We start from the raw sequence: 15,922 nt of genomic DNA on the forward strand, positions 1-15,922 counted from the left end.
AACAGAGAAGTTAAGCCCGGACGCGCCGATGGTACTGGGGTCACACCCGGGAGAGTAGGTGGCCGCCAACCCCACACCCCTGCGGGGCAGGTCCAACAGGGCCTGCCCCGCTTTGCGTTTAACAACCCAACCCACCAGCCCAACCTCCGCACGGCAAACTGTGCGGGGCAGAGGAAATGGAGAATGCCGGCACAGCGAGCCTGAACAACGGGGAGCTGCGCAGGCGTGAGAAAGCTTTAAAGCAAAACACCCACTTCAAGAGTACTGAAGTGGGTGTTTTGTCTTAAAACTTACCTAGAAACCAAGGTGAAACTACAAACAATTGTAACTATCGTTGATCAAAACATTAAACCGTTATTTAAACCACATAAGATTATATAGAGAAGTGTGCTAACTTTTTAGAGGTTCCATTTTAAAGGAGTTAAACTAAAATCTGACCTGTTAGCAAGTTACAATTGAGGTTAGCTATTTATGAACTTTGGATTGATTAGGTTATCAATGGAAAATATCTCATCCCATTTTGCCTGCGTTATCAATTCCCTTTCAATCACTGTAATGTCGTGTATGGATTTACCGGTAGACAGTGCTTCTTTAGCAACAGAGGAACAAACCTCGTACCCCAGCATAGGATTCAGTAAGGTGACAATTCCGATACTGTTCATCACCATATTCTTACAAGCCTCCTCATTTGCCGTAATACCGTCGATGCATTTGGTTTGCAAAGTATAACAGGCGTTTTCAAGGTAAGTCAGAGAGGAAAATAAGCTGAAGGCAATAACAGGCTCCATTACGTTAAGTTGTAACTGACCCGCTTCTGCTGCCATTGTAATCGTGACGTCGGAACCAATGACATAGTAGGCTGTTTGGTTAACAACTTCTGGAATAACGGGGTTAACCTTACCCGGCATGATGGAAGAGCCGGGTTGCATGCGTGGCAGATTGATCTCGTTAATGCCTGCTCTCGGGCCTGAGGAAAGAAGGCGTAGGTCGTTACAGATTTTAGATACTTTGACAGCGCTGCGTTTAAGCACACCAGAAATTTGGACATAGGCTCCAGTATCGCAGGTCGCTTCTATTAGATCTTCCGCAAGCACTACAGGAATACCTGTTATCGCTCTCAAATGATCAGTTACGATCTGAGGATAGCGCTCGGGGGCATTGATAGAGGTTCCAATGGCAGTGGCACCCATGTTGATCTCACAGATCAACATTTTGGCTTCGTGCAACCTTTGAATATCTTCTTTAATCGTGGTGGAAAAACCGTGGAATTCTGCTCCCAATGTCATGGGCACAGCATCCTGTAGCTGCGTGCGCCCCATTTTAAGCACATTCTTAAACTCTTCTCCCTTTCTGCCAAAAGCTTGTTCTAACGCTTCTAAGCTTTTTATAAAACTATCAATCTTCCTGAAAAGGGCCAGACGGAAAGCAGTTGGATAAGCATCGTTCGTAGACTGAGAGAAATTGACATGATTGTTCGGATGGATGAAATCATAGTCTCCTTTCTTATGCCCTAGCAGTTCCAAAGCAATATTGGCGATCACCTCATTCACGTTCATATTTACCGAAGTGCCTGCTCCTCCCTGGATCATATCCGTCACAAACTGATCCAGGTATTCCCCTGCAATTAGTTTGTCACAAGCCAGGCAAATTGCTTCAGCTATTTCTGGTGTCAATACCCCGCAGTCCCGGTTGGCCATTGCGGCAGCCTTCTTTACGTACCCAAAAGCTTGAATGAAAAGAGGCTCTTTGGAGATAGGAATGCCCGTGATATTAAAGTTATCAAGTGCTCTGGCCGTTTGGATGCCGTAGTAAAGTTCGTTCGGTATTTCTTGTTCACCAAGAAAGTCATGCTCAGTTCTGAATTCACTCATGTTATTGCTATGATCAAGTTAGGTGGAGTAGGTAAGGTTATTTAGCAGTTTCTTTTACAGTAGGTGCAGGCAATTTTATGTTCATCCCCTGAGCGGTATCCATTACAATTTTAGATGCATAGTGCTTTACGCAAATGAGTTTTCCTGTTTGGCTGTATTCATTGATCACGCTTTGGGTAATAATAAGCCGGGAAGCATACTCACCATATTGCTGCATGATTTTCTTCTGAACCTGGGTAAGCGCGTCTTTGCGCTGCTCCGATTCTGCAGAACGTATAGGTCTGAGCCATCTGTTTTCAGGATAATCGTGGCTGATATGATTATCCTTCGCATCTTTTATTGCCTTCTTTACCGCATTCGACAGTAAATTTTCATTTGGAGACCTTTTTAGGCCACCATGTATGCCCTTCGTATGGTTGAGCCATTCATGAATATCCGTGTCATAATCCTGGGCCAGTTCGACCAAAGCCTCGTTGGGTATAACGTAGGGTGCAGGTTTGTTAAAGGCCTTGCCCATCTCATCCCTAAAAGCAAATAGTTTTTTAAGGATGTATTGCTGAAAAAAATCAAGCCTGAAGGCATTCTTTAGCTTAAGGTGCGGGTTCTCGGGCTCAGAATACTGTAGTTTTTGGAGCAGCTGATTTTCTTCCTGAAGCCAGTGCAGACGGCCTAACTGCTCAATTTCGTGCACAAGTTTGTCTTTAATGCGGTGTAAGTAAATGACGTCAATCGCCGCGTATCGTAGTTGCGCCTCGGTTAGGGGGCGCTTGTTCCAGTTACTGGACTGCTGCGATTTATCTATTTCTTTACCAAACTCTTCCTTCAGCACAGTGGCCAGAGACGAACGCTCATAATTAATAATCTTTGCAGCTACATCTGTGTCAAGCACCGATTTGATATTGCAGCCAAGCTTATTCAGCAGCAGAATATCGTTATTAGCGTGGTGTATTATCTTCGTGATGCGCTCATCTTCTATTAGCTTAAAAACAGGCTGTAAGTCATCAATGCAGAGCGGATCGATGATATAGCAGGTGCCGTGTTGGTCTGCAATCTGAATTAGGCAAAGGTTGAAGCCGTATGTGAAGCGGTGCTGATCAAATTCCAGGTCTAGCCCCAGTTCCGTGCTCTCTTGAAGTGCTTCCACGGCTAGTTGCAACTGTTCGCTTGTCTCAATTAGCTTAATGGTCACGCCATCATGCATTAGAGGTGTATTTTCCATTCCTAAAGTTAAAAATGTTTTATACCATATCCATGCCTTATTCTTGTATTCTTTTATCAGTTAAGCGGTTCAGAACGATGCCTACAAAAAAAGGGCCCTGCCTTTTGGCAGGACCCCTACTTTTAAATGATACTACAAATTTTACTGTACCCTAGGCTGTTCCTCTTTTATATTTTCCATCACGGCATCGTTCATGGTGGTATCCTCTAAGATAACTGTATCCTGATCCATGTCTGTGTCAACTTTGTCCGTCGACTCCATTGTTTCAGTTTCGGTTGCTCTGTTGTTTTCATTGCCACAAGCCGTGAATGCAGAAAGAGCGAAAACACAAAATGCTAATTTCCAATACTTTTTCATAATCGTAATATGTTGATGTACAGGATTTAATAAAAGAAAAGCAGTAGAGGTAACCCATGGTAAGAGGGCTTTTTGCTAGTTATCAGCCAATACGAATAATTAGCTGGCGGACTTCCAAAAAAGCAGGGTAAACGTGGATTGCCTGAAAAGGGTAGTGAAGGTGATAGTTTTTAAAGTTAAAGAATTTATTGTTCACGCCATACTTTGTAAGTTGCGTAGCAATTTTTCCTTTCTAGAAGTTCAGTAAAAAGAACTTAGAGAGAGCTGATTATCCACCTAAAATAAACATACTATGAAGAGAAACATTTTAAAAACTGCCACAGCACTGTTAGTGCCCATCTGCCTGCTCGTTACAGCCTGTGAAAATCAGGAAGATGTTGCGCCTGGTTTACAGACTGAAGCCACTACCAATGCTAAGCCGGGAAAAGTAGCTGTATACTATGGCCCTTATACAACTGTAGGTGAGGGAACGGCACGCGTTTGGGTAGAAACAGTACAAGGTAAGCCGGTTGCCCTGGGCATAAACATCTCGAAAGAGGCCCTGGAGGGGGATCTGCCAGCTCAGATGGCTGAGTATGAGCTGCACATGCCCGGACAAGCACATGCGACAGGGGTGAAGACAATCGTGCTGGACTGGAACCCGATGGGCCATGAGCCAATGCATGTTTATGACTTGCCGCACTTCGACTTTCATTTCTATACGGTCACAAACGGACAGCGCAATAAGGTACAAGGGGGCGTGGATCCGAAGGCTGTGCAGTTGATTGGGGATCTGTTTCCGGCAACTTACGTGTTCGGCCCTCCAGGGTCTGATGCAGTTGCTGTTCCGCGCATGGGTGTACATTGGGTAGACGTGACCTCACCAGAGTTGCAAGGCGGTATGTTCACAAAAACTTTTATATATGGCAGTATCGGAGAGCACCTGGCGTTTTTTGAGCCAATGGTAACCCGTGCTTATTTGCAGCAGCTAAGTGGATCAGAAACGGCTCCGGTTACGCAGTTGCTGAGAGCTGGTAAGCCGGGCTATTACCCGCGGAGTTATACACTGGAGTATAAAGCTGCTTCAGGGGAGTATTCAATCGCCTTAACAGATTTATACAGGAGAAATAAATAAACTAAGTAGATTTAGTTATTTACTGTTGTTGAAAAGGCCTTCCGTAAAGTCGCAGTACGGAAGGCCTTTTCAAGCAATGTTAAAAATACTTATTGATACTTTGACTTAACGCTGTCGGGCGGCACAGCAAGCATGGCCTCGCGCTTGGCTTTGAATTCGGTGCCGGGTTTCCATGCAGGAAGTTCTGTAGAATTGGCCACGTTGTATCCTACCCTCAGGTACAACTGCAGATCTTCTACCGCCCCCTTCAGGTTCCAGTCATCCTTCACTTCGTCGGTTAGTTTATGATAATCCTCTGCCGTATACCTATCCTGCCATTTCTGAACATAATCGGGCGCCTGGTTTCGGGCCACTACCCCGGATTTAGCATAGAGCGCTGGAACACCTTGTTTTGCGAACTCAAAATGGTCTGATCGGTAAAAAGAGCCCTTTTCAGGCGATGCTTCAGGTACAATCCGGCGTTGCTGTGTAGCAGCGGCATCGGCTAATACGTCATCCAGGGTAGAGTTGCCGAAGCCCACAATTACCACGTCTTCCGTAGGTCCGTAGGCGTTCAGGCCATCCATGTTAATGTCTGCCACTGTTTTTTGGAGCGGATAGAGGGGGTTAGTGGCATAATATTTTGAGCCGAGCAAACCTTTCTCCTCAGCTGTTACAGCCAGAAATAAAATAGAGCGCTTCGGTTTTGTGCTCATTTTTGTGAATGCCTCCGCAATTTCCAGCAAACCCGCTGTACCACTGGCATTGTCGAGGGCTCCGTTATACACTTGGTCGCCCTGCAATTTAGGGTCTTTCCCCAGGTGGTCCCAGTGAGCGGAGTAAACTACATACTCATCTTTCAGCTTAGGGTCTGAGCCCTCCAGTTTGGCTATTACGTTTTTAGACTTGGTTTCGCGCAGCTTGTTCTTGATGCTGAAATTGGCAGTAGCCTTAAGGGGAACAGGCTTAAAGTCTTTCTTCATCGCCTGCTGTTTCATTTGTTCGAAGGTATGGCCGGTGGCGCTGAAGAGTTCCCTTGCTTTGGCCTCGGTAATCCAGGCCTCTACCTTCGCGCGATCCATGTTCTTGTTGGGCGTGATGATCTCAAAACCTTCCCGGCTATGGCTGCCGGATATCACCTCATAAGGATAACCTGCAGGGCCTGTCTCGTGAATAATGATGGCTGCTGCAGCACCTTTTTCGGCGGCAATCTCATACTTGTAGGTCCAACGGCCATAATAGGTCATTGCCTTGCCACCGAACATGGTGCTGTCTAACTGATCAGGATTTGTCGCGCTCGGGATCGGCGGGTCATTCACCAGCATCACGATCGTTTTCCCTTTTACATTCACATCCTTGTAGTCATCCCAGCCGTATTCCGGGGCTACGATCCCGTATCCAACAAAAACCAGGTCGGAGTTGTTGATATTAACCTCAGGCACATAGCGGCGGGTAAGGGCTACGTAATCTGTCGGGAAGTTAAAGCTTATTGTTTTACCTCCGGCTTTTATGGTTGCCGCAGGCTGTGGGGTATAGCCGAACATCGGCACCTCCTGCACAAAAGTACCGTTCGGATTCCCCGGCTGAAGGCCCAATTTTTTAAACTGGCGCGTCAGGTAGTTTACAGTCGAATCCTCGCCGGCTGTTCCGGGGCTTCTGCCCTCAAAAGCATCCGAGGCAAGAATTTTGATGTGTTGCAGCAGGTCGTTGGCCGTTATGCTCGCAAGCGCTGGTTGCAGAAGGGCGCTATCGGCTGATGCAATTTCGGCGGCATCCTTCTCCTCCGTATCAGCAACTTGCCGGGAACTCTCATTACAGCTAAATGCCAGCAAGCCAACAAGAGCCAGCAGCGGAATGGACTTTTTCATAGGTTTAAAAGTATAGTTTTCAATCAAGATAAGTAATTTCAACGCAATTTGTAGGGCTTAAGGCCGACACGCTGTAAATTCACTATACGGCTACAGGCACTTGCCAGCTTGCCGGCACGCCCTGGTGAAGTTCTTTAAGCATGGTAAGGCAAGCCGGCAGGTTGTGACGTAGCTGGCATTCCCAGATAACGAGTCGTAGCCAACCGGCCTCACGGTATTGCTGCTTATACTTGTCGTCTCTCAAAATGTTCTTCTCAAACTTATCAAGCCAGTACAGGGTGTTGCTCTTGGGCAGTCCGGGCTGGCAATGCGGACAGCGGTGCCAGAAACAGCCATGTACAAAAATTGCCAGTTGCCGGCCCGGGAAGCAGATATCGGGTTTGCCGGGCGCCTTCGGCCAGTGTATACGGTAACCGCGCATGCCGGCCTGCCACAAGGCCTTTCGTAGCCGCAGTTCCGGTTGCGTATCCCTGGCTTTGTTGCCGCGCATGTAGCGGCTGATTTTCTCCTGGGCAGTCAAGAGTGGCCTTACAGGTAAAGCGCTGTATTTCTTTCTTTTTTTGGGCAAGGCAAAAGCTAGGTGTATGTAATGCCAACATAACACAGCGGCTGTCCCGAAAGTGCCTCAGCAAAGGACTAGAGGCGATAATAAATCCGTGCCATTGCGCTATCGTAGGGATCGTAACCGGGCCTTTGCTTGTCAAATCTTTCCTCCAGTACCTGCATGTGCTCTATCATACTGAAAGGGTACGTATGCCAGCCATCTTGCTGTATGGATGCCGATGGATGGTTGGTAACCCAGGCAAGCAGGCAATCCTGCTTGTTGTGGTTTCGGCCCAGCAGGTGGGGCTCGGCCACATACATGTGCTGTTGATAGTGAAACTGGATGAGCTGCCGTGCCCCAATTGCCTTCGAAAGCTCTTCTAACAGAACGCTGTACATAAAGATCTTTTTAATTGTATGAACTAGGTTGCAGGAAGCGGCTAACGCTTTTTTATTTTTTAAATGTTTGTACCGGCCTTATTAAAAGTAGTGTTAAAAAAAACCATATCAGAGGAAACTAATGCCGTTTAGGTAACATGCCTTTTAAGTGCTTAGCATTACACGATTCCGGGGTTTGCTTGCTTCAGGCGGCATAAATGCCTGATAAAAGCGTGAACAAAGTGACAAAAGGTAACATGCGGCCTGGGATTACAGCAAGTTAAGGAGCAGAGAAATAGAGATAACTTTTATGCGGCGATAGCTTATACTACTGAACATGAATGATGCTACTTCAGGGCCGGACAAAGCTACCGGCAAATGGGTGCTGCTGGCGGCCACCACTGCCTCGGCAATGGCTTTTATAGATGGCTCTGCTTTAAATGTGGTGCTGCCTTCCTTGCAAAACGATTTAGGCGCTTCTGCCACCGACCTGCTTTGGGTCATTAACGCTTACCTGTTGTTTCTGGCATCGCTGATATTACTGGGTGGTACACTGGGTGACAAATTAGGCAGGAAGAACGTGTTTATGGTAGGCATCGGGCTCTTCATGCTTGCTTCCCTGGGGTGTGGCCTGGCTCCGTCTGCCACCGTCCTGATCGTATTCCGGGCTTTTCAAGGCATAGGAGGGGCGCTGATGGTGCCCGGCAGCCTGGCCTTGATCTCATCTTATTTCAGGAAAGCGGAAAGAGGGAAAGCCATCGGCACCTGGTCGGCGGTTACAACCATGGTCACGATGGCAGGGCCGGCTCTGGGAGGTTTTTTAGCGGATCTGGGCTGGTGGCGGGCTGTATTCTTCCTTAACCTGCCGCTTGGGTTGCTGGCTTTGTGCGTTTTATACTTCAAGGTGCCGTCGTCGCGCAAGCCAGCCCAGGCAAGCAAGATTGACTGGGCTGGGGCCGCCTTTGTTGTAGTCGGGCTGGCAGGTGTCACCTACGCGTTTATCGCAGTGGCAGAACGCGGTTGGCAGGATGCCCTGGTGTTAACTTCGCTGGTCGCAGGTGCCGTAAGCCTGCTGCTTTTCCTCTGGATAGAAACTGCCTCGAAACACCCCATGGTGCCGCTGGGGCTTTTCACTGACAAGACCTTCTCGGGAGCCAACCTGCTCACGTTGCTGCTTTACGGCGCGCTGAATGCCGGGCTGTTCATTCTGGTGCTTAACCTGGTGCAGGTGCAGCACTACTCGCAATTGCAGGCTGGGTTGGCAACCCTCCCCTTCGGACTCATGCTGATCCTGTTTTCCCGCAAGATGGGAGGTGCGGCTGCCCTTTATGGGCCCAAGTGGTTTTTAGTGATAGGTCCTGGCATTGTTGGGGCTGGCTTCGTGCTGTTAGGCGGTGTAGGCCAAACCAGCGGGTTTACGGACTACTGGGTTACTTACCTGCCGGGCATGCTGGTATTCGGAGCCGGCATGGCCATTACGGTAGCCCCGCTTACCACCGCCGTCATGAGCGCAGTAGAAGAGCGCTTTACAGGAACCGCATCGGGCGTGAATAACGCAGTGAGCAGAGCTGCAGGTGTGCTAAGCATTGCCATACTTGGCGCCCTAACGGTCACTTCGTTTACCGCTGGCATCATAGAACGGACAGCCACCATAGGGTTATCGCAGCCTGAAAAGAAAGCCTTGCTGGCAGAAGCGACCAAACTTGGGGCCGCCTCCGCTCCCTCAGAAATAGCGCCCGCGCATAAGGCGGCGGTGCAGGCGGTGTTAGATGCCGCTTTCCTAGAGGCCTATGCGCTCATCATGCGTGTCTGCGCTGGTTTAGCGCTTTTGTCAGCCTTAAGCGCGCTGGTTATCATCCCCAAAAAATGCAGTGCGTCAATGCCTTGAGCATTCAGGTAGCCTGCAAGTGAATGGATTGCGTATCATATCTTGCTGTATTAAAGGGGTATTTGCTTATGCGAATTAAAGAAATTTGATTTCTGAATAATACTGTTAACTTTGCCTTTACACTAGTTGCAATTCCTATGGATAAATATAGTTACATCGCCAACGCACACGGCGATTATATTGATGAGTTATACAAGGCCTACAAACAGGACCCCGAGTCAGTGGATGCTGGCTGGCGCAAGTTTTTTGAGGGGTTCGAGTTCGCCACGGCCTATGGCGAAAACGGCCACGAGGCTGCTGCCAGTGTAGCCCCTGCTGCCCCCGCTAAAGGGGCTGCGGCAACCGGGGAATCGGAGAAGGAGGTAGCCGTCCGCAACCTGATCCACGCGTACCGCACGCGCGGCCACCTGCGTTCCCACACCAACCCGGTGCGCGATCGTAAGGACCGTAAGGCAAGACTGGACCTGGCCGACTTCGGCCTGACAGAAGCCGACCTGAACACCGTGTTCCAGGTTGGGGAGATCATCGGCATTGGCCCGGCCACACTGCGCGACATTGAGGCAGCGCTTAAGAAGATCTACGAAGGGGCTATCGGCTTCGAGTACATGTATATCCGTGACGCCGAAGTGCTGGAGTGGTTCAAGGAAAAGGTGGAGAAGGAGTTCCTGAACTTCAACCCTTCTATTGAATACAAGAAACGGATTCTCTCTAAACTGAACGAAGCGGTGGTTTTTGAGAACTTCCTGCACACCAAATTTTTGGGCCAGAAACGCTTCTCGCTGGAAGGTGGTGAAACAACCATCGCCGCGCTGGATGCCATCATAGACCGGGGCTCCGAGCTGGGCGTAGAGGAAGTGGTGATAGGCATGGCGCACCGTGGCCGCCTGAATGTGCTGGCCAACATTATGGGCAAAACCTATGAGCAGATCTTCTCGGAGTTTGAGGGTACGGCCGTGCCGGACCTGACCATGGGAGACGGGGACGTGAAATACCACATGGGTTTCTCCTCGGAGGTAATTACGCCATCGGGCAACAAAGTAAACCTGAAGCTTGCCCCCAACCCTTCGCACCTCGAAGCGGTAAACCCGGTGGTAGAGGGCTTCGTGCGTGCCAAGATCGATACCTTGTATGATAACGACGCCGATAAGATCCTGCCCATCCTCATTCACGGCGATGCTGCCTTAGCAGGCCAGGGTGTGGTGTACGAGGTAACCCAGATGGCGAACCTGGAAGGCTACAACACCGGCGGCACCATCCACTTCGTGATCAACAACCAGGTAGGCTTCACCACAGATTTTGAGGATGCCCGTTCCTCCATCTACTGTACTGATGTGGCCAAGATCATCGATGCGCCCGTGCTGCACGTAAACGGCGACGATCCGGAGGCGGTGGTTTTTGCCATGCGCTTTGCCATGGAGTACCGCCAGAAGGTAAACAACGATATCTTTATAGACATGGTGTGCTACCGCCGCCATGGCCACAACGAGTCGGACGAGCCGAAATTCACGCAGCCACAGCTCTACAACCTTATCTCGAAGCACGCCAACCCGCGTGAGGTATACAACAAAGAATTGATTACGCGAGGGGAAGTGGATGCGGACCTGGCCAAGAGCATGGATAAGGAATTCCGCAAGATGCTGCAGGATCGGCTGGATTTGGTAAAGCAGAAACCACTGCCTTACAACTACCAGCAGATGGAGATGGCATGGCAGGAACTGCGCCGCTCGAAGCCGGAAGATTTTAACCAGTCGCCTGACACAGGCATCTCGGCCGAGGCAGTAGCCAAAGTAGGCCAGGCACTCACCACCTTGCCGCAGGGTTTTAAGCCACTGAAGCAGATCGAGAAGCTCATCAAGGAGCGCAAGGAGATGTTTTTCGAAACAAACCAGCTAAACTGGGCCGCCGGCGAGCTACTCGCCTACGGCTCTATCCTGCTGGATGGCCATATCGTGCGTTTCTCGGGCCAGGATGTGCAGCGGGGCACGTTCTCGCACCGCCACGCCGTGTTGCATGACGCGGTTACCAGTGCTCCTTACAACAACCTGAACCACATGGCCGAGGACCAGGGCTCTTTTGAGATCTACAACTCGCTGCTTTCGGAGTATGGCGTGCTGGGCTTTGAGTTTGGCTATGCCATGGCTAACCCGAAGGCACTGGTTATCTGGGAGGCCCAGTTCGGCGATTTTGCCAACGGTGCCCAGGTGATGATCGACCAGTTCCTGTCTTCCACAGAGTCTAAGTGGCAGCGCATGAACGGTTTGGTGATGCTGTTACCGCACGGGTACGAAGGCCAGGGGCCGGAACACTCCAATGCCCGCCCGGAGCGCTTCCTGCAGCTGGCCGCGGAGAACAACATGTTTGTCACCTTCATCACCTCACCAGCCAACCTGTTCCACTTCATGCGGCGCCAGCTGGCGCTGCCCTTCCGCAAGCCGGCCATAAACATGTCGCCTAAATCGTTGCTGCGCCACCCGATGGTGGTTTCGCCGGTAGAGGATTTTACATCGGGTAGCTTTAAGGAAGTGATCGGGGATGCCTATGCAAGTGCCAAAACGGTTAAAAAAGTGCTGCTTTGCTCTGGCAAAGTATACTTCGACCTGTTGGAGGAGCAGAAGACGAACAAGCGCAAGGATGTGGCCATTATCCGGATGGAGCAGTTGGCCCCGTTCCCGAAAGTGCAGCTGGAGGCTGAACTGAAAAAGTATAAGAACTCAAAAGTCTATTGGGTACAGGAAGAGCCGGAGAACATGGGCGCCTGGACCTATATCCTGCGCATCATGCGTAGCCAGGTAGAGGATGTAGTTGCCCGCAAGGCCAGTGCGTCTCCTGCCACAGGATACATGAAAGTGCACGTGAAAGAGCAGCAGGATATCGTGGAACGCGCGTTCTCTAGTTAAGAAAGAAGTATGGCCGGTGCCTGCAGGCAGCTAAATAAGGTCGTTTGTAGCCAACTGCCCTACTTCATCCGTAGTTTAAAATTCGTCATTCATCATTAGAAATATAATATGAGCTTAGAAGTTAAAGTGCCTGCTGTAGGTGAATCGATCACGGAGGTAACCATAGCCCAATGGCTGAAGAAAGACGGCGACCGTGTGGAAACGGATGAGGTGATTGCTGAGTTGGAGTCGGATAAAGCCACATTCGAACTGCCAGCCGAAGCCGCAGGCATTTTACGCATTGTAGCACAGGAAGGCGACACCATAGATGTAGGCGCTGTTATCTGCAAAATTGAAGAGAATGGTGCTGCTTCATCAGCTCCGGCTGCACCGGCAGCTGAGAAAGCTACTGCCCCGGCAGCGGAAGGGGCTTCTGCCCCTGCGCAAGGTAACGGCCAGACAGTTGAGATGACCGTTCCGACTGTGGGTGAGTCCATCACAGAAGTTACGATTGCCAGCTGGTTGAAAAACGACGGGGATCAGGTAGAAATGGATGAGGTGATCGCAGAACTGGAGTCTGATAAGGCTACGTTTGAACTGCCCTCAGAGGCGGCCGGTATACTGCAGATAGTGGCCAAAGAAGGTGACACGGTGGAGATAGGCGGCTTGCTTTGCAAGATCGTAACAGGCGCTGGAGCTAGCGCGGCTAAGTCGGCGGCACAGCCAGGCACGCCTGCGACACAGGCAGCACAGCCGGCAGCTGCCGCTCCTTCCGGTGCGCAGACCTACGCCTCGGGTACGCCATCACCGGCGGCCGGAAAAATTCTTTCTGAAAAAGGCATTAACCCAGCCGATGTGCAGGGCACAGGTCGTGATGGCCGCATCACCAAAGAGGATGCCCAGAACGCACAGCAAGCTGCTGCCAAACCAGCCGCTGCCCCGGCTCCTAAGCAAGAGGCTGCTGCATCTGTAGAGGCTCCTGCTGCTACGGGAGACCGTAATCAGCGCCGCGAGAAAATGAGCTCGTTGCGCAAAACGGTGGCCCGCCGCCTGGTGCAGGTGAAGAACGAAACGGCCATGCTCACCACCTTTAATGAAGTGGACATGAAACCGATCATGGACATCCGCACTAAGTATAAAGATAAGTTTAAAGAAGTGCACGAGGTAGGCCTGGGCTTTATGTCGTTCTTCACGAAGGCTTGTACCGTGGCGCTGAAGGAGTGGCCTGCCGTAAACGCGCAGATCGATGGCAACGACATGATCTTTAACGATTTTGTGGATATCTCCATCGCCGTTTCCTCACCGAAAGGCTTGGTGGTGCCAGTTATCCGCAACGCGGAGCAACTGACACTGGATGGCATTGAGAAAGAGGTGGTGCGCCTGGCCAAGAAGGCCCGTGATGGGAAGCTTTCCATCGAAGAAATGACGGGTGGCACGTTCACCATCACCAACGGCGGTGTGTTCGGTTCCATGATGTCTACCCCGATCATCAACGCGCCGCAGTCGGCTATTTTGGGTATGCACAACATCGTGCAGCGCCCGGTGGCCATCAACGGTCAGGTGGAGATCCGGCCGATGATGTACCTAGCACTTTCTTATGACCACCGCATTATCGATGGACGTGAGTCTGTAAGCTTCCTGGTGCGCGTTAAGGAACTGCTGGAAGATCCGATGCGCTTGTTATTAGGCGTTTAAAAATCGCCTCATAACAAGCGCAGTTAAGAGTTTAAAGTTATGAGTTAAGAGTGGTCTCAGACAAAGATGTAGTAACTGCGTACCAACTTTTAACTCATAACGCATAACTCTTAACTAATAAAGGTATGGCTGATAGCATTGTTGCTCAAAAATCATTTCTGTTTGCGATTCGGATTGTAAAACTCTATATGTTTTTGAAAAATCAGAAGCAGGAGTTTGTACTTGCGAACCAATTAGTCAGAAGCGGGACTTCTATAGGTGCAAATACAGAAGAAGCAGTAGCAGCGCAATCCAAAGCAGATTTTATTCATAAGTTGCATATTGCTTTAAAAGAAGCAAGAGAAACGGGTTATTGGCTCCGACTGTTGCATGCAGTCAATTTAATTGAAAACGCGGCTTTTGAAAGTATTTACAAAGACTGCATAGAGTTGCAAAAGATGCTAAGCAGCATCATCCTAATTTCGAAAAAGAACAACTCTTAACGCATAACTTTTAACTCTTAACTATCCAAAAGTGAAATACGATGTAGTAGTTATTGGTTCTGGCCCCGGCGGGTATGTGGCGGCTATCCGCTGCGCACAGGTTGGCCTGAAAACCGCAATCATAGAGAAATATAATGTATTGGGCGGCACCTGCCTGAACGTGGGTTGTATCCCATCCAAAGCGCTGCTCGACTCGTCTGAGCACTTCCATAATGCAGCGCATACTTTCCAGGAGCATGGCATTGAGTTGGATAACCTGCAGGTAAACCTGCAGCAAATGATCAAGCGCAAGGCTGAAGTGGTAAAGTCGAACAACGACGGCATAACGTACCTGATGAAGAAGAACAAGATCGATACGTATTTCGGGCTTGGCTCTTTTGTGAACAAGAACACGATCAAGATCACCGATGCAGAGGGCAAAGAGCAACAGATAGAGACGGATAAAACCATCATCGCGACGGGTTCTAAGCCAACCACACTGCCTTTCCTTCCCATCGATAAAAAGCGTATCATCACATCTACAGAGGCTTTGGAGCTGAAAGAAGTGCCGAAGAACATGATCATCATCGGTGGCGGCGTGATTGGCCTGGAACTGGGCTCGGTGTATGCGCGCCTGGGTACAAAGGTGCAGGTGGTGGAGTACATGGATTCCATTATCCCGACCATGGACCGCTCGCTGGGCAAGGAACTGATGCGCGTGCTGAAGAAGACACTGGGCTTTGAGTTCTTCATGAGCCACAAAGTAACCGGGGCTGTAGCTAAAGGTAAAACGGTAAAAGTAACGGCCCAGAACCCGAAAGGGGAGGACGTGACCTTTGAGGGCGACTATGTGCTGGTATCGGTGGGCCGCAAGCCCTACACCGAAGGCCTTGGCCTGGAGAACGCCGGTGTACAGATGGGAGAGCGCGGCATGGTTGCCGTAAACGACCATTTAGAGACCAACGTGCCGGGCATCTATGCCATCGGGGACGTCGTGCGCGGCGCGATGCTGGCCCATAAAGCGGAAGAGGAAGGCGTGCTGGTGGCCGAGCAGATCGTGGGGCAGAAGCCGCACATCAATTACAACCTGATTCCGGGGGTGGTGTATACCTGGCCGGAAGTGGCAGCGGTGGGTTTCACCGAAGAGCAGCTAAAGGAGCAGGGCCGTGCCTATAAAACAGGCTCGTTCCCGTTCAAAGCGTCTGGCCGCGCGAAGGCGTCTGGTGATACAGATGGTTTTGTGAAAGTGCTGGCCGACAAGGAGACAGACGAGATACTGGGCGTGCACATGATCGGCCCACGCATAGCAGACCTGATTGCCGAAGCAGTTACAGCCATGGAGTTCCGTGCTTCTGCCGAAGATGTGGCCCGCATGAGCCACGCGCACCCCACCTATGCCGAGGCCATGAAAGAGGCTTGCCTGGCCGCAACCGATAACCGCGCGATCCATATCTAAGCCAGATATTGAAGTATAAAGTATAAAAGCGCCATTCTGAAAAGGGTGGCGCTTTTGCTTTGCCAGGGTCTCATCGTGTTTACAAATACTGTAAATGTCTGTCCTTTCAGGGAGCGTCAGTGGGTGCGAGGTAACGCAGGCGCAGATAATTTGCCCTTTAAACTACCCCATCAGCATACTGTCTTTTCTTCGGTACAAACCGCTACTTCAAGAAACT

Annotated in this window: 13 protein-coding genes; 7 read left to right on the forward strand and 6 right to left on the reverse strand. The window is 50.2% G+C overall.

Annotated elements, in window-relative coordinates; all coding sequences use genetic code 11:
* Positions 1-204, forward strand: a 204-nt coding sequence (locus AC4BAN_RS12730) for a hypothetical protein (protein WP_490564786.1), incomplete at its 5' end; no start/stop codon positions are given.
* Between the two features lie 257 nt (positions 205-461).
* Here the strand turns inward: AC4BAN_RS12730 and aspA are convergent.
* From aspA to AC4BAN_RS12745, 3 genes are all read right to left on the reverse strand, one after another.
* Positions 462-1,871 (reverse strand): aspartate ammonia-lyase, encoded by a 1,410-nt coding sequence (gene aspA, locus AC4BAN_RS12735; protein ID WP_490564787.1) that lies wholly within the window; start codon positions 1,869-1,871, stop codon positions 462-464.
* Between the two features lie 37 nt (positions 1,872-1,908).
* Complete coding sequence (locus tag AC4BAN_RS12740; protein WP_490564788.1) at positions 1,909-3,090, reverse strand: ribonuclease D; 1,182 nt, start codon at positions 3,088-3,090, stop codon at positions 1,909-1,911.
* Between the two features lie 141 nt (positions 3,091-3,231).
* Positions 3,232-3,447, reverse strand: a complete 216-nt coding sequence (locus tag AC4BAN_RS12745; RefSeq protein WP_490564789.1) for a hypothetical protein — start codon at positions 3,445-3,447, stop codon at positions 3,232-3,234.
* A gap of 292 nt (positions 3,448-3,739) precedes the next feature.
* Here AC4BAN_RS12745 and AC4BAN_RS12750 point away from each other — a divergent pair, with 292 nt between their 5' ends.
* Positions 3,740-4,561 (forward strand): DUF5602 domain-containing protein, encoded by an 822-nt coding sequence (locus AC4BAN_RS12750; protein WP_490564790.1) that lies wholly within the window; start codon positions 3,740-3,742, stop codon positions 4,559-4,561.
* A gap of 89 nt (positions 4,562-4,650) precedes the next feature.
* On the opposite strand, the gene AC4BAN_RS12755 is transcribed toward AC4BAN_RS12750, so the two are convergent.
* From AC4BAN_RS12755 to AC4BAN_RS12765, 3 genes are all read right to left on the reverse strand, one after another.
* Entirely contained in the window at positions 4,651-6,408 is a 1,758-nt protein-coding gene (locus tag AC4BAN_RS12755) for a M28 family metallopeptidase (protein ID WP_490564791.1), read from the reverse strand.
* A gap of 82 nt (positions 6,409-6,490) precedes the next feature.
* On the reverse strand, positions 6,491-6,976 hold the full coding sequence (locus tag AC4BAN_RS12760; protein ID WP_490564792.1) for a very short patch repair endonuclease: 486 nt from the start codon (positions 6,974-6,976) through the stop codon (positions 6,491-6,493).
* Positions 6,977-7,044: 68 nt separating this feature from the next.
* The gene (locus tag AC4BAN_RS12765; protein ID WP_490564793.1) at positions 7,045-7,350 is read right to left on the reverse strand and encodes a hypothetical protein; all 306 of its coding nucleotides are present in this window, start codon (positions 7,348-7,350) and stop codon (positions 7,045-7,047) included.
* Positions 7,351-7,666: 316 nt separating this feature from the next.
* Here AC4BAN_RS12765 and AC4BAN_RS12770 point away from each other — a divergent pair, with 316 nt between their 5' ends.
* From AC4BAN_RS12770 to lpdA, 5 genes are all read left to right on the forward strand, one after another.
* Positions 7,667-9,217 (forward strand): MFS transporter, encoded by a 1,551-nt coding sequence (locus AC4BAN_RS12770; RefSeq protein ID WP_490564794.1) that lies wholly within the window; start codon positions 7,667-7,669, stop codon positions 9,215-9,217.
* 137 nt (positions 9,218-9,354) lie between these two features.
* Entirely contained in the window at positions 9,355-12,114 is a 2,760-nt protein-coding gene (locus tag AC4BAN_RS12775) for a 2-oxoglutarate dehydrogenase E1 component (protein ID WP_490564795.1), read from the forward strand.
* Between the two features lie 108 nt (positions 12,115-12,222).
* Positions 12,223-13,788, forward strand: coding sequence for a 2-oxoglutarate dehydrogenase complex dihydrolipoyllysine-residue succinyltransferase (gene odhB, locus AC4BAN_RS12780; protein WP_490564796.1), 1,566 nt, complete (start codon positions 12,223-12,225; stop codon positions 13,786-13,788).
* Between the two features lie 125 nt (positions 13,789-13,913).
* Positions 13,914-14,270 carry a four helix bundle protein gene (locus AC4BAN_RS12785; RefSeq protein WP_490564797.1) on the forward strand — a complete coding sequence of 119 codons (357 nt, stop codon included), beginning with the start codon at positions 13,914-13,916 and terminating at the stop codon, positions 14,268-14,270.
* A 31-nt stretch (positions 14,271-14,301) separates the two neighbouring features.
* Positions 14,302-15,705: a dihydrolipoyl dehydrogenase gene (lpdA, locus tag AC4BAN_RS12790; RefSeq protein ID WP_490564798.1), complete on the forward strand. Its 1,404-nt coding sequence runs from the start codon at positions 14,302-14,304 to the stop codon at positions 15,703-15,705.
* The last annotated feature ends 217 nt before the right edge of the window (positions 15,706-15,922 follow it).

Source organism: Pontibacter sp. GD13, from assembly GCF_058216355.1.

Bases quoted from the DNA above. Each gene is read 5' to 3' on its own strand.
- AC4BAN_RS12750 (WP_490564790.1), top strand. From the start codon at position 3,740: ATGAAGAGAAACATTTTAAAAACTGCCACAGCACTGTTAGTGCCCATC.
- AC4BAN_RS12765 (WP_490564793.1), bottom strand. From the start codon at position 7,350: ATGTACAGCGTTCTGTTAGAAGAGCTTTCGAAGGCAATTGGGGCACGG.
- AC4BAN_RS12745 (WP_490564789.1), bottom strand. From the start codon at position 3,447: ATGAAAAAGTATTGGAAATTAGCATTTTGTGTTTTCGCTCTTTCTGCA.
- odhB (WP_490564796.1), top strand. From the start codon at position 12,223: ATGAGCTTAGAAGTTAAAGTGCCTGCTGTAGGTGAATCGATCACGGAG.
- AC4BAN_RS12775 (WP_490564795.1), top strand. From the start codon at position 9,355: ATGGATAAATATAGTTACATCGCCAACGCACACGGCGATTATATTGAT.
- aspA (WP_490564787.1), bottom strand. From the start codon at position 1,871: ATGAGTGAATTCAGAACTGAGCATGACTTTCTTGGTGAACAAGAAATA.
- AC4BAN_RS12785 (WP_490564797.1), top strand. From the start codon at position 13,914: ATGGCTGATAGCATTGTTGCTCAAAAATCATTTCTGTTTGCGATTCGG.
- AC4BAN_RS12770 (WP_490564794.1), top strand. From the start codon at position 7,667: ATGAATGATGCTACTTCAGGGCCGGACAAAGCTACCGGCAAATGGGTG.
- AC4BAN_RS12740 (WP_490564788.1), bottom strand. From the start codon at position 3,090: ATGGAAAATACACCTCTAATGCATGATGGCGTGACCATTAAGCTAATT.
- AC4BAN_RS12755 (WP_490564791.1), bottom strand. From the start codon at position 6,408: ATGAAAAAGTCCATTCCGCTGCTGGCTCTTGTTGGCTTGCTGGCATTT.